Annotated in this window: 13 protein-coding genes; 8 read left to right on the top strand and 5 right to left on the bottom strand. The window is 74.1% G+C overall.

The genetic code is table 11. From position 1 onward, the window contains the following. The first annotated feature begins 41 nt into the window (after nt 1-41). The 3 genes from ACN6LD_RS36550 (at nt 42) to ACN6LD_RS36540 (ending at nt 3,042) form a co-directional block, all read left to right on the top strand. Nucleotides 42-1,343 carry an alpha/beta fold hydrolase gene (locus ACN6LD_RS36550; RefSeq protein ID WP_445045403.1) on the top strand — a complete coding sequence of 434 codons (1,302 nt, stop codon included), beginning with the start codon at nt 42-44 and terminating at the stop codon, nt 1,341-1,343. 28 nt (nt 1,344-1,371) lie between these two features. Further along, nucleotides 1,372-2,115 carry a PIG-L deacetylase family protein gene (locus tag ACN6LD_RS36545; RefSeq protein ID WP_445045402.1) on the top strand — a complete coding sequence of 248 codons (744 nt, stop codon included), beginning with the start codon at nt 1,372-1,374 and terminating at the stop codon, nt 2,113-2,115. A 96-nt stretch (nt 2,116-2,211) separates the two neighbouring features. Beyond that, nucleotides 2,212-3,042: a pentapeptide repeat-containing protein gene (locus ACN6LD_RS36540; RefSeq protein ID WP_445045401.1), complete on the top strand. Its 831-nt coding sequence runs from the start codon at nt 2,212-2,214 to the stop codon at nt 3,040-3,042. Here ACN6LD_RS36540 and ACN6LD_RS36535 read toward each other — a convergent pair. Next, nucleotides 3,004-4,674, bottom strand: coding sequence for a cytochrome P450 (locus ACN6LD_RS36535; RefSeq protein ID WP_445045400.1), 1,671 nt, complete (start codon nt 4,672-4,674; stop codon nt 3,004-3,006). The two genes, ACN6LD_RS36540 and ACN6LD_RS36535, sit on opposite strands and share 39 nt — an antisense overlap. A gap of 108 nt (nt 4,675-4,782) precedes the next feature. Between ACN6LD_RS36535 and ACN6LD_RS36530 the strand changes: the two genes are divergently transcribed. Both ACN6LD_RS36530 and ACN6LD_RS36525 read left to right on the top strand, forming a co-directional pair. Continuing rightward, nucleotides 4,783-5,397, top strand: a complete 615-nt coding sequence (locus ACN6LD_RS36530) for a TetR/AcrR family transcriptional regulator (protein WP_319189504.1) — start codon at nt 4,783-4,785, stop codon at nt 5,395-5,397. 94 nt (nt 5,398-5,491) lie between these two features. Next, nucleotides 5,492-6,220, top strand: a complete 729-nt coding sequence (locus tag ACN6LD_RS36525; protein WP_319189505.1) for a DUF2470 domain-containing protein — start codon at nt 5,492-5,494, stop codon at nt 6,218-6,220. Here the strand turns inward: ACN6LD_RS36525 and ACN6LD_RS36520 are convergent. From ACN6LD_RS36520 to ACN6LD_RS36510, 3 genes are all read right to left on the bottom strand, one after another. After that, entirely contained in the window at nt 6,188-7,474 is a 1,287-nt protein-coding gene (locus ACN6LD_RS36520) for a lactonase family protein (RefSeq protein ID WP_445045399.1), read from the bottom strand. The two genes, ACN6LD_RS36525 and ACN6LD_RS36520, sit on opposite strands and share 33 nt — an antisense overlap. A 110-nt stretch (nt 7,475-7,584) precedes the next feature. Then, nucleotides 7,585-8,628, bottom strand: a complete 1,044-nt coding sequence (locus ACN6LD_RS36515; protein ID WP_445045398.1) for a hypothetical protein — start codon at nt 8,626-8,628, stop codon at nt 7,585-7,587. A gap of 28 nt (nt 8,629-8,656) precedes the next feature. Next, complete coding sequence (locus ACN6LD_RS36510) at nt 8,657-9,910, bottom strand: FUSC family protein (RefSeq protein WP_319189508.1); 1,254 nt, start codon at nt 9,908-9,910, stop codon at nt 8,657-8,659. 212 nt (nt 9,911-10,122) lie between these two features. Between ACN6LD_RS36510 and ACN6LD_RS36505 the strand changes: the two genes are divergently transcribed. Beyond that, nucleotides 10,123-10,725 (top strand): TIGR03086 family metal-binding protein, encoded by a 603-nt coding sequence (locus tag ACN6LD_RS36505; protein ID WP_319189509.1) that lies wholly within the window; start codon nt 10,123-10,125, stop codon nt 10,723-10,725. Nucleotides 10,726-10,881: 156 nt separating this feature from the next. Here ACN6LD_RS36505 and ACN6LD_RS36500 read toward each other — a convergent pair whose 3' ends face one another. After that, nucleotides 10,882-11,481: an HD domain-containing protein gene (locus tag ACN6LD_RS36500; protein WP_445045397.1), complete on the bottom strand. Its 600-nt coding sequence runs from the start codon at nt 11,479-11,481 to the stop codon at nt 10,882-10,884. 293 nt (nt 11,482-11,774) lie between these two features. Here ACN6LD_RS36500 and ACN6LD_RS36495 point away from each other — a divergent pair, with 293 nt between their 5' ends. Both ACN6LD_RS36495 and ACN6LD_RS36490 read left to right on the top strand, forming a co-directional pair. Beyond that, nucleotides 11,775-12,755 carry a phosphotransferase family protein gene (locus ACN6LD_RS36495; protein WP_445045396.1) on the top strand — a complete coding sequence of 327 codons (981 nt, stop codon included), beginning with the start codon at nt 11,775-11,777 and terminating at the stop codon, nt 12,753-12,755. Between the two features lie 91 nt (nt 12,756-12,846). Further along, a partial coding sequence (locus tag ACN6LD_RS36490; protein WP_445045395.1) for an ROK family protein occupies nt 12,847-13,702 on the top strand: 856 nt, incomplete at its 3' end.

Raw genomic sequence — 13,702 nt, 5'->3', positions numbered from 1 at the left:
TGGGTCGCGGCCCGTACATCGAGCGTCCCAGGAGACCCCTGTTGTCCCTCAGCTACCGCCAGCCCGGCGTCGTACTCACCGACCGCCGCTTCACCGTGCCCCTCGACCACGCCGACCCGACCGGGGAGACGATCTCGCTGTACGCCCGTGAGGTCGTCGCGAGCGACAGGGCCGGCCAGGACCTGCCGTGGCTGCTCTACCTCCAGGGCGGACCCGGATTCGGCGCCCACCGCTTCGTCGGCCGGCCGGCCTGGCTCGGGCGCGCGCTGGAGGAGTACCGCGTCCTCCTCCTTGACCAGCGAGGGACCGGCCACTCCACGCCGGCCAACCGCCAGACGCTCCCGCTGCGCGGCGGACCGGCCGAACAGGCCGACTACCTCGCGCACTTCCGCGCCGACTCCATCGTCCGGGACTGCGAGCTGATCCGCCGCGAGGTCACCGGCGGCACCCCGTGGACGGTGCTCGGCCAGAGCTTCGGGGGCTTCTGCACGGTCACCTATCTCTCGATCGCGCCGGAGGGCCTGGCCGCCGCCCTGATCACCGGCGGTCTGCCCGCGCTGGACGCCCACGCCGACGACGTCTACCGCGCCGCCTACCCGCGCATGGAGCGCAAGGTCGCCGCGCACTACGCCCGTTACCCACAGGACGTCGAACGCGCGCGCCGGGTCGCCGACCACCTCCTGCACCACGAGGTGACCCTCCCGAGCGGCTACCGGCTCACCGCCGAGGCCTTCCAGACCGTCGGCATCCTCCTCGGCGGCGGCGAGGGCAGTCACCGTCTGCACCACCTCCTCGAAGACGCCTTCGTGCCCACCCCGCGGGGCCCCGCGCTCTCCGACGCCTTCCAGGAGGAGATGCAGGGTCAGCTCTCCTTCGCCGGACACCCGCTCTACGCCCTCCTCCACGAAGCGATCTACGGACAGGACGCCCGCCCCACCGCGTGGTCCGCCGAGCGGGTGCGCGCCGAGTTCCCGCAGTTCGACGCCGCCAAGACGCTCACCGGCGACGGCCCGCTGCTGCTCACCGGCGAGACGATCCACCCCTGGATGTTCGACGTCGACCCCGCGCTGCGCCCGCTGCGCGAGACCGCCGGGCTCCTCGCCGACCGCACCGACTGGACGCCCCTGTACGACCCGGCCCGCCTGGCCGTCAACGAGGTCCCGGTCGCGGCCGCGGTCTACCACGACGACCTGTACGTCGACACCGCCCACTCGTTGCGCACCGCGCGATCGATCCGGGGCCTGCGCACCTGGGTCACCGACGAGTTCGAGCACGACGGCGTCCGGGCCGGCGGCCCGCGTGTCCTCGACCGGCTGCTCGCCCTCGCCCGTGACGAAGCGTGATGCCGCTGTCACGCACTAGTCTGCGGACATGACCGAGCCGACGATCACTCAGCTCCAGCCCATGCCCGAGGACTGGGGGCGCGCCCTTGCCGTGGTGGCGCATCCGGACGACCTCGAATACGGGTGCTCGGCGGCGATCGCCGCCTGGACCGACGCCGGCCGTGAGGTCGCCTATGTGGTGGCGACCCGCGGCGAGGCGGGCATCGACACCCTCGCGCCCGCCGAGTGCGGCCCGCTGCGCGAGCGGGAGCAGCGGGCGAGCGCGGCCGTGGTGGGCGTCTCGACGGTCGAGTTCCTCGACCACCGGGACGGCGTCGTCGAGTACGGCCCCGCCCTGCGCCGTGACATCGCCGCCGCGATCCGCAGGCACCGCCCGGAGCTCGTGATCACGCTCAACCACCGCGACACCTGGGGCGGCGTCGCCTGGAACACCCCGGACCACGTCGCCGTCGGCCGCGCCGCCCTCGACGCGGCCGGGGACGCCGGCAACCGGTGGATCTTCCCGGAGCTCGTCGAGCAGGGCCTCCAGCCCTGGAACGGTGTGCGCTGGGTCGCCGTGGCGGGTTCCGCGACGCCCACCCACGCGGCCGACGCGTCGGCGGGGCTGGAGCGTGCCGTCGGCTCGCTGCTCGAACACCGCACCTACATCGAGGCGTTGACCGACGAGGAGCCGGAGGAGTACGCCCGGGGGTTTCTGACCGGGGTGGCGAACTCCGTGGGGGAGCGGTTCGGCGGCCGGCCGGCCGTGGCGTTCGAGCTGATCGGCCGGTAGCGGGACGTGCCCCGGGCGGTGCGTGCCGGTCGGTGGGAGGTGCGGGCCGGGAGAACGGGTGCGCGGGGCATGGCCGCAGGTCAGTAGGGTGTACGGATGCAAGACGAGAGGGTGGACCCGACCGCGCTGCGCGGCGACTGTGCGAACTGCTTCGGGCTGTGCTGCGTGGCCCTGCCCTTCGCCCGCTCGGCCGACTTCGCGATCGACAAGCCGGCCGGCACGCCCTGCCCGAATCTGGGCGAGGACCACCGGTGCGGCATCCACGCGCGGCTGCGGCAGAAGGGCTTCACCGGCTGTACGGTCTACGACTGCTTCGGTGCCGGACAGAAGGTCTCGCAGGTCACCTTCGGCGGCCGGGACCGGAGCGGTGCTTCGCCGGCCGATGCCCGCCGGATGAACGAGGTGTTCCCGGTCGTGCGGCAGCTCCACGAACTCCTGTGGTATCTCGCCGAGGCGCTGGGACTGCCCGCCGCCCGCCCGGTCCACGCCGACCTGCGCCGGTCGCTGGCGAGAACCGAGGAACTGACCCTGCTGCCCCCGGCGGAGCTGGTCGCGCTCGACGTCGGGTCGCACCGGCAGGACGTCAACGTGCTGTTGCTGAGGACCAGTGAGCTGGTCCGGGCCGGCGTCGGCGGACGCCGCAAGGAGCGCCGGGGCGCCGACCTGATGGGCGCCCGCCTCAAGGGCGCCGACCTGCACGGTGCGAACCTGCGCGGCGCCTGTCTGATAGCGGCGGACCTCACGGGGGCCGATCTGCGCCGGGCGGACATGATCGGAGCCGACCTGCGCGACGCCGATCTGACGGACGCCGACCTCACCGGCGCGTTCTTCCTCACCCAGCCCCAGCTGAACGCGGCCAGGGGAAGCGCGGGCACGCGCGTGCCGGGGTCACTCGCCCGTCCGGTGCACTGGACAACGCCCCTCTGAGGAAGACTCCCGACCGGAGCCGGAGTCCGATCCTGCGTCGCCGGTCGCGTGCGCTCCGCCGCGCTCGCCCGCCCTGCCGCGCCCGGTCTGCCCGCCGGCTCCGCCCTCCTCGTCCACCGGCGCGTCCGACGAGGCACCGGGCCTCGCGGGCGGCGTCGGCGTACGCCGCTCCAGATGCAGCCGCAGCCCGTCCGGCATCAGGGTGAGCCGTTCCACGACCCGCAGTCGGTACGCCGGGTCCGGCCGCAGCTCGTAGCGGCGCAGCAGCAGCCCGAGGACCAGCGTGGCCTCGTGCAGCGCGAACTGGCGTCCGATGCAGGCCCGTGCGCCCGTCCCGAACGGCTTGAAGGTGTGCGGGGCACGTGCGCGGACGGCCTGGGCGTCGAAGCGGTCCGGGTCGAACCGTTCGGCGTCCGGACCCCACACCGCGGGATCCCGGTGCAGCATGCCCGTGAGCACCAGTGCCCAGCCACCCCGCCGCACCGGGTGCTCCCCGCCCAGCACCGTGTCCTCCCGGGCCTCACGAGCGAACGCGGGCGCCGTCGGCCACAGCCGCAGCGCCTCGTCCAGGACCCGGCGGACGTAGCGCAACTTGGCCACCTGCTCGTATGCGGGCACGGCCGTGTCGCCCCACACCCTGTCCACCTCGGCGCGGGCGCGGGCCGCGATGCGGGGATTGCGGGAGAGGTAGTGCAGGGCGAAGGAGAGCGCGCCCGACGTCGTCTCGTGTCCGGCGACCAGGAAGGTGATGACCTGCCGCCGGACGTTCTCGTCGGACAGGCGCTCGCCCGTCTCGGGGTGGGCGGTGTCGAGCATGCGGTCGAGCAGGTCGCCGTCCTTGCCGCCCTCTGCGCGGCGGGCCCGCACCAGCGCGTCGACGGTGCGGTCGAGGTAGGCGATGTCGGCCCGGTTGCGGCGTGCGGCCCGCCGCATCAGCGCGGGGGACGGCACGGTGTTGAGGCGCTGTGCGTAACCGAGGGTTCCGACCATCGCGGTGACGAACGGGTGCGGCCGGTCGCGCTCGAAGGAGCCGAAGTCGTGCCCGAAGCCGGTGCGCGCGATCGTCTCCAGGGTCAGCTTGGTCATGTCGCCGGGTACGTCCACCGCCCGGCCCGCGGCCAGCTCCCGGTCCCAGCGGTCGGTGAGCCGTTCGGCCACGTCCAGCATCATCGGGTGGTAGGCCGCCATGGCCTCCCGGCTGAACCCCGGGGCGAGGACGTCGTGCGCCAGCTGCCAGTTGGGCTCGTGGTTGTACGCCGTGAACAGGGCGTCCCCGACGACGGGCCGCAGGTTGGCGATGCCGAGTCCCACGTGCTTGGCGAACCGCTGCTCGTCGGCCATGTCGGCGGCCAGCTCTGCGCCCCACACGAAGACGAACTCCCGGTTGAACGCCTTGCGCCGGAAGATCGGCCCGAGCCGGCCGGCGTAGCGCAGGGAGTCCTGCACGGGGGTGTGCCGGCTCGCGCCCAGGATGTCGCCCAGCAGGGGGAGCCGGCGCGGTGGGCGCGGAATGCGGTGCAGTTCGGGCCACCCGAGCTCCGCGCCGCGGAACCCCTTCGGCAGTGCGTCCGGGGCCGCCCCGGCCGCCGCCGGCGTCGTGCCCCTCGGACCCGTCGTCCCCGTCTCGGCCATGACGCGATCTCCCTTGACGCACCGGCAGGTTGACCATGTTGTACGTGAGTTCAATAACGCGCCTCAGTCTGGTCCCGTCGTCGAGCGGACGTCAAGTAAAGTGCGGGGATGGCCGCGAACCAGGGCGGGCGCACGCGGCGCCGACTCAGCACCGGGGAGCGCAGGGAACAGCTTCTGTCGGTGGGTGCGCGGCTGTTCTCGGAGAGCCCCTACGACGAGGTGTGGATCGAGCAGGTGGCCGAGATCGCGGGTGTCTCCCGCGGGCTGCTGTACCACTACTTCCCCACCAAGCGGGACTTCTTCGCGGCCGTGGTCGAGTGCGAGAGCGAGCGGATGCTGCGCATGACGGCGGCCGTCCCCGGCGTCCCGGTCCGCGAGCAGCTGACCGCCGGCCTCGACGCGTACCTGGGGTACGTGGAGACCCATGCGCACGGCTACCGCGCCTTCCACCGGGCGGACGCGGCCGGTGACCGAAGCGTGCGCACGGTCTACCGGCGGGCGCTGGCGGCGCAGGAGCGCCAGATCCTGGCCGCCCTGGGCGCCGACCCCGAGTTCGGTCCGGTGTTCGAGGAACGTCCCGAGGTGAGGCTGGCGGTGCGCGGCTGGCTGGCGTTCACCACGGCGGTCTGCCTGGAGTGGCTGCGGGGCGCGGACCTGCCGCGGGAGCAGGTGCGGGACCTGTGCGCACGGGCGCTGCTGGGAGTCATCGCGCCGGCGGCCTGATCCGCTCTGACGGACACGAAGGGGGCGGCCGCGGTGTTGGCGCACACGCGAATCTCCTATAAGTTAGGCAAGCCTTACCTTAGGAGGTTTCAGGATGGGTGACGACCAGAGCTGGGCGGCCGTGCCTGCCGCCGCCGAGCGCGCCCGCTCGGTGCTCGCGGCCTCGTGGTCCTGCACGGTGACCGCGGACGGCGGACGCGAGGAGTTCGTCGGCGCGCACACCGTCGACGACGACGGCCGGGTGAGCCTGCGGGCGCCCGAGGACAGCGCACTGCACACGGCCGCGATCTGCGCGCCCCGCGGCGAGCCGTCCGCGGTGCTGGAGTTCGCCGACGTCGCACCCGTCCCGGTGCGCGGCCGGATCCGCGCCCGGCTCTGGCTGGCCGGCTGGTTCGCACCCGAGGCCGGCGGCCTCGCCTTCCACGCCACGCGCGTCGTGCTGAAGGAGAGCACCGGCGCGGTGGTCGTCGACCTCGCAGAGTTCGCCGCCGCCGCACCCGACCCGCTCGCCGCCGCCGAGGCCCACCTGCTCACGCATCTCGCCGACGCCCACCCCGACGCCGTGGAGCGGCTGACCCGGCTCGTCCGGGCCGACAGCCTGCACGGCGCCGTCCGCGTCCAGCCGCTCGCCGTCGACCGGCACGGACTGACGCTGCGCATCGAACGCGCCCGCGCCCACGGCGACGTACGCCTGCCCTTCCACGCGCCGGCCGACGACGTCTCCCAGCTCACCGAGCGCATGCACGTGCTGCTCACCCAGGCGGCCGCCGCGTCCTGCCCCCGCGCCGTCCTACAGCGGCAGCGCACAGACGGCGACGGGTGACGCGAACGGCTCGCCGACGAGCCGCAGTGCACCTCCCGCCTCCACCCGGAAGACGCTGACTGTGCCGGAGCGCTGGTTGGCCGCGAACAACAGGCCGCCGTCCGGCGACAGGGCGATCTGGCGCGGGAAGTCCCCCTCCACCGGCACCGTGCCGAGCAGGCGCAGCCGGGCCCCGTCCTGCTCCACTGCATAGCGCGCGAGGGTGTTGTCGCCGCGGTTGGCGAGGAAGGCGAACCGGCCGTCCGGCGTCACGGCCGGCTGCGCCGGGTAGTTGACGTCCGCCTTCGCGCCCGTGGACTGCGGCCTGCCGATCGTCAGCCGGCCGCTCGAGCCGTCGTACGCGCAGACCGCGAGGGTGTCGTCCGCCTCGTTCGCCAGGTACGCGTACCGGCCGCCCGGGTGGAAGGCGAGGTGGCGCGGACCGGCCCCCGCCCGGGTGTGCGCCTGCGCCACCTCGGTGAGCGTGCCCGCCTTCTCGTCCAGGCGGTAGCTGTACACCGTGTCCGTGCCGAAGTCGACGGCGATGACATGGCCGCCGTCCGGTGCGGTGACGAACTGGTGTGCATGCGGGCCCTGTTGACCGCTTCGGGGAGCCGGACGGCGGTGCGTGACACTGTCCGTCCGCTCGCCGAGCGCCCCCGAGGCGGCGATCGGGTGCACGGCCACACTCCCCGAACCGTAGTCGGCGCTCAGCAGCCACCGGCCACTCGGATGGACCGACACATGGCAGGTGTGCGCCCCGCCGGTGGCCCTGCCGCCCAGCACCGTCCGGTCGGCGAGCCGCACGGCGGTCACCGCGCCCCGCTCGCGCTCGTTCACCGCGTACAGCGTGCGGCCGTCCGGATGCACGGCGAGGAACGACGGGTCCGGGACGCCGGATATCGTGCCGCCGCCGGTGATCCGCCCGGAGGCGGGGTCGTACGAGGCGACGCCGATGCCCTTCCCGCCGCCCTCGGCGGAGGTGTACGTGCCCAGGTAGAGCGGGCGGGGACCGGAGGCGCCCGGCGTGGACCCCGGCGTGGTCGCCGGGGAGGCGGACGACGACTGCTGCCCGGGCGGTGCGGCCTGCGGCGCCTCCCGCGCGGACGCCCGGTCACCGCCGCCGTCCCCGTCACCCGCGCAGCCGGCCAGGGCCGACGCCGCCGCCGCGCCGCCGAGCGCGCCGACGAAGCGGCGCCTGCTCCAGCCCCGGCCGCCGTCTGCTCCACCGGAGCGGGGAGACCCCCCGCGCGCCGCGCCCGTCCCGCCGCCCATGCCCGCACCTGTCGTCGTCGTACGCCTTCGCCGTGACAGCCACCTTGACCCGGACCGCCGCCGAACGCAAAAGCGCCGCACGGCCGGGGCCGGCGGCCCGGGGAGCGGGGCTACCAGTCGCCGTCCTCCACCGGGCTGCCCGGCGTGTCCTTCAGGTGCTGCACCTGGCCGGGGGCGGGCGGCTCCCACGGGTCCAGGTCGTCGCCGACCCATTCGCCGACCGGCCGCACCGCGCCCAGGGTGTCGCTCGGGGCGACGTCCTGCGCGTCGTCGTCGTAGTAGTCGAACCACGGCAGTCCCGCCTTGGTGTACGCGGCGCGGTCGACCGGCGACGGCGGCGGCTCCTCGCCGGTGATCCGGCGCCACTGCGGAGGCGTCACCAGATGCACGAAGACCCGGGCGGCGGGCTCCGTCGTGTAGTGCGCGAGCGGACGCTCGTCCCGGTAGACCTCCTGGCGCATCGAACCGCCCACCCCGAGGCCCATCGCGGCGGCCGCCCGGGCCCGCGGCGCGCCGCCCGGACGAGGCGCCGCGCCCGCCGTCGGGGCCGGGGGCGGCAGGCTGCCGAACACCCCGCCGATCAGGTCCTGCGTCAGCGGGATGCGGCGGCTGCGCTCGGCCTCCAGCCACTCGGCGCGCCGACGCTCCTGAAGCGGGAACGACTGCAGCTGCACCCCGCCCCACACCTCCTCGCCGGTGACCTGCCCCTCGACGGTCGCGCCCAGGCCCAGCGGCACCGCGACGAACTGGCGGACCGTGCCGCTGCCGGAGTTGATGCCGTCCAGCCAGGGCTGGCGGGGGAGCGCCACGTAGTTCTGCGGGTCCCGGGAGAGCCGGTCGCTCCAGGGCCTGCCGGAGACCGCGCACACCTTGCCCGCCCCGACCTGCAGCGCGGCCGGCTCCGAGGACGACGCGAAGCTCAGCCACATCGCCTCGCGCAGGTACACGGGCAGCATCACGCCCCCGCGCGCGAGCCACTCGGCGGGCACGGCGCCCGCGTGGTCGCGGACCCGCCGCACCGGGAACACGCCGAGGCCGGGCGGCAGGTCGTGGGTGCCCTTCTCCGGCAGCCGCAGGGTCCGCATGAACCGCACCGCCACCCCGCCCGGCAGCCGCAGCATGTCCCCGTCGATCCGTACGGTGGTGTCGGTCATCCGTGCGCTCCCCTCGTCGTCGTGTACGTCACTGGGAACGACGTGCGGTGGTGGCGCGGTTCCGCCGCGGCCGGAAGCGGCCGCGCAGCCGCTGCCTCAGCCGGTGCAGCCACGGACGGCGCTCACGCTGCTCCCGGCTGTTGCGGTCCAGCTCCTCCAGCAGGCGCTGGGTGCGGTGCTCGGTGTCGAGCTCGTCGATGATGCGGTCGACCTCGGTGAGCACCGCGCCGTGCAGCTGCCACTGGCGGGCGTCGTGCTGGAGCTGTTCGAGCAGGAGCTGGGCGAGCTTGTCCCGGGTCGCGGCGGCCTGCCGCAGCTCGGCGGTGAGCCGTGACTCGGCGGCGTCGGCGTTCTGGCTGACCTGCGTGGTCACCAGCACCGCGAAGCTGACCACCGCGTCGGCCATCTCCGACAGCAGCCGCTCGACCACCTCCCCCGTCCCGGCCGGGAACAGCGGCTCCGGCTCCCGCTGCTTGGCCAGGTCGGTGAAGGTGCGGGCGAGCACCCGCAGCACGACCGTGCAGATCTCCAGCGTGTCCAGGCCGGTGCGCAGCACCACCCGGTGCAGCAGCCCCTCCCGCACGCGGGGGTTGAGCCGCAGGCTGTCCTCGGCCTGCCGCAGCGCCGCGTCCACCTCGACGATGTCGTGGTCCAGCCGGCGTGCCTCGTGCAGCCGTTCGGCCGCCCGTTCGTACGGGGTGCGGCCGGCGGCCTCGTCGCCGATGCGCAGCATCAGCTGCCGCAGCCGGCGGGCCAGCCCCTCGATCGACTCGCCGGCCTCCTCCACCCACACCGGAGGCGGCAAAAGCAGGTTGCAGCCGAGTCCCACGAACGCGCCGATCAGGGTCTCCACCACCCGCGACCACGCCGTGTCCCCGACGGTGGTCACGCCGAGCACCAGCATGGCGCTGATCGCCACCTCGGGCACGTACTCGTCGACCCGCACCAGATGCCCCACCGCCAGCGAGGCCACGATCAGCAGCCCGAGGCTCCACCAGGTCAGTCCCACCAGAAGACTGAAGGCAATGGCCACGAGGACGCCGGCCACCACCGCGTTCACCCGGCGGATGCCGTTGGTCAGCGTCGCGTAGAGGGTGACCTGCACGACCAGCAGCGCGGTGAGCGGCGCGGTGAGCGGCAGCGCCTCGGGGCTCAGGCGCAGCGCGATGACATACGCGAGGGTGGCCGCGGCGGCCGACCGCAGCGCCTGGACGACGACGGGGTCCCGGTGGCGCCGTACCAGCCGCACCAGCGGCGCCGCTCGCTCGCGTACTTCCTGCATCCCTGTGTCCCCTTCCCTTCTCCCGCGGCCTCGAACGTCTCGACGGCACCTCGCGTGGCACGCCGCCCGTGAGGCCACGTCGACGGCTGGGGTCTCCGACGGGACAGTCTGATCGATCACTGCCCATTCAGGACGATGGCTGTCCGCAAGTGTGTCTAGATTGTTCTCGGCAGCCGGGGGAACGCCGGATGCGGGAGACGAGGGGGAGACACATGACGGACAGGGTCGGCACGGTCGGGATCGAGGTCCTCTCACAGGCGCACGACTATCTGCGCGAGGTGGTCGCGGGCGTCGGGGACGGACAGTGGGGCAGCCCGACCCCGTGCGACGGATGGACGGCACGGCAGGTGCTCAACCACGCCCGCATCGACCAGCAGGGCTATGGTCTGGCGCTCACCGGCGGCCGGCCCGACAGCGACCCGTTCCGACCGGCCGACGCCCTCGACGGCGACCCGGCGGCCGAACTGGACAAGGTCCTGGTCATGGTGGCCGAGGCGTACGCGGCGCTGCCCGCGGACACCGAAGAGGCGCCGACCCCGCTCGGCCCGCTGCCCCTGCGGATCGCCGTCGGAGCCGCCGCGATGGACGCCGCCGTGCACGCCTGGGACATCGCCGTCGCCACCGGTCAGGACCGCCCGCTGCCGGTGGGCACGGCCGAGGGCATCAGGCCGGCGGCCGACCGGCTCGTGGACCACCTGCGCGAGGCCTACCAGGTGTTCGCCCCGGCCAGGGAGACCGCCGGGGACCACGACCCGGCTCAGGCGCTTCTGGCCTTCCTCGGCCGAGACCCGCACTGGACGCCGTCCACACACTGAAGCGGTGTCCGCCCGCGGCTCCCGTACGGCCCGCCGTCAGGTCCCCTGCGAACGGCCGGACGGGAGCCGCTCCGCCCCGCCCCGCTTCTCGCCGCTCCCCCCGCTTCCCCCTGCTTCTCCCGTACCGCCGTACGCAGCCGGAACGGTTCGCCGCCCTCACCCGTGGACGGGATGCATCGCCTGCCAGGCCAGACGCAGGTCCGCGCCCTCCCCGACGGCCGTGAGGAAGTCGTCCAGATCGAGGAACTCCTGCCACGCCGGACGGCCGCCCGCCCGCGCCAGCTCCGCCACGACCAGATCCTCCAGATCCGTGCCCCGCTTGTTCTTCCACACCTTGTCGGCCAGGCTCACCAGCAGATCGTCCACCGTGATGCCGGGGGCCGCCCAGGAGGCGTGGGTCGCGGCGAACCGCGCCCGCTCGGCGGACACCCCGTGCGCGAGCAGCAGCTCCCGTCCCGCCTCCTCGTGCCGCGAGCCCGGGCCGGACAGCTCGCCGGGGTGCAGCGCCTTGCCGATGTCGTGCGTGGCCGCACCGAACAGGACCGCCTCCCGGTCCACGGGCAGTCGCGGACTGCTCCGGGCGAGCCGGTCGACGAGCTGGAAGGCGACGTCGTGGACCGCTCTGAGGTGAGCCACCAGCCGGGGCGGGGCGCCGACCTCGTCCAGCAGCCGCACCGCCTCCGAAGGCAACGGACGCAGCGGGGGGTGCGAGGTCGCGTCCAGGGCGATGGACCGGACGATCCAGGCGGTGGTCATCGCCCCAGCCTAACGACGCCGACGCCGGCCGGAAGCCGGTCGCACGCGCAGTGCGCGCCCCAACTCCCGCCCGGAGAAACCCTTGTGCAAGGTGCGCGTCGTCGCGTCCGGGGCGCGTTTGCGTACCCTGGACCGGGCCGTGAGCCTGCGCCGACGGCCGGGTTCGACGACCGGGCTGCCCCGGCTGCCCGGACACGGCTCGACAGGCCGGGCGTGGGCGGGCCGGCCCGCCCGAGGGCGTCGGACGCGGCCGGCCGACCCGGCCGGCTGAGGAGACAGGGGGCGGGCGCACGATGACGGACTCCAGGGAACGAGCCCGGAGCGTACTGACGGCGGCGGGCATCACGCCCGGCCGCCTGGCCGATGTGCGTCCGCTCGGCGGCGGCACCTACAACACGGTCGAGGAGCTCCGCCTCACGGACGGCAGCGGCTACGCGCTGAAGGTCGCACCCACCGCACCGGCCCTGCGGTACGAGAGCCGACTGCTGGTCGCAGAGGCGGAGTTCTGCCGGGGCGCGGCCCAGGCGGCCGTGCCGGCGCCGCATGTCGTGGCCCTCGACGAGCAGTGGCTGCTGATGACGATGTGCCCGGGCGACCCCTGGGACGAATCGCTCACGAGCTCCGAACAGGCGGCACTGCGAACGGAGTTGGGGCACCAGGTCGCCCGGCTGCACGAGGTGACCGGGACCGGCTTCGGATATCCCTCCGGGGTGTTCGGCCCGCTCACCGCCGACTGGCGCACCGCCTTCGCGGCGATGTTCGACGCCGTGCTCGCCGACGCCCGCGACTACGGGGCCCGACTGCCCCGCCCCGCCGACGAGATCGCCGCCGTCGCCCGGTCCGCGTACGGCGCCCTCGACGAGGTCACCGTCCCGCGCCTCGTCCATTTCGACCTGTGGCCCGGCAACGTCCTGGTCGACCGCACAGGCGGCGGGGCCCGCATCGGAGGTCTCATCGACGGCGAGCGGATGTTCTGGGGCGACCCGCTCGCGGACTTCGTCTCGCCGGCCCTGCTCGCCGACATCAGGCAGGACGAGGCGTTCCTCGCGGGCTACCGCGAGGCCGGAGGCCGGGCCGTGTTCGACGCGCCCGCCCGGCTGCGGCTCGCGCTCTACCGCGCCTACCTCTACCTGATCATGATCGTCGAGACGGTCCCCCGCGCGGTCGGCGCGGATCGCGACCGCTGGACGCAGGAGAAGGTCGCCCCGGAACTCGTCGCCGCGCTGGACGAGATCACCGGGACGGGCGAGATCACCGAGCCGGACGTCTCTTAGCTCACATCGTGAACTAAGGGTTGGACGAATGTCGCGTCCAGCCCGTCCGCAGAGGTATGTTGCAGGTCGGGCAGGGCTCGGAGGGAGCGACATGACGGGGCGGAACGGGCGCACGGTACGCGACCTGAGGCGGGCGAACCGCACGGCTGTGCTGCAGCGGCTCTACTTCGACGGCCCTTTGAGCCGTTTCGAGCTCGGCCCGGCCACCGGTCTGAGCTCCGGCTCGATCAGCAACGTCGTCGCCGAGCTGATCGCGGACGGTCTGGTGGAGGAGGCCGGCAGCGTCGACTCCGACGGAGGCCGACCCCGCATCCTGCTGCGGGCGGCCCCCGGCAGCGGCCACATGGTCGGCGTGGACGTCGGCGAGACCCGGGTGCGGATCGAGCTGTTCGACCTGACGCTGACCGAACTCTCCCGCGTGGAGAAGCCGTTGGAGCACCGGCGGTACGAGGTCGACGGCATCGTCGGCCACATCCGCGACGGCGTGGCCGAGGTGCTGGCGGCGGCCTCCGTCGGCCCCGAACAGCTTCTGGGCGTCGGCATCGGCGTCCCCGGCATCGTCGAGCACACCCCCGGGCGCGGCGCGGTGGTGCACGGCCAGACCATCGGCTGGGACGCCGTCCCGCTGGAGGAGCTGCTGCGCGAGGGCTCCCTTCTCCCCGAGTCCGTCCCGTACTTCATCGACAACGGCGCGAAGACCCTCGGCCAGGCCGAGATGTGGTTCGGCGGCGGACGCGGCGCGCACAACGCGGTCGTCGTCCTCTTCGGCTCGGGCGTCGGCGCCTGCCTCGTCACCCCCGAGGTGGAGCACGGCCGGGCGGTCGAGTGGGGACACCTCACCGTGCGGGTGCGCGGCCGCCGCTGCCGGTGCGGGGCCCTCGGCTGTCTGGAGGCGTACGCCGGCGCGGAGGCGCTGCTGGAGCGCTGGCGCGAGGCCGGCGGCCGGC

The sequence above is a fragment of the Streptomyces sp. SAS_272 genome, from assembly GCF_052543235.1.
The sequence above is the reverse complement of the archived record's forward strand: the minus strand, read 5'-3'. Positions and strand labels throughout refer to the sequence as shown.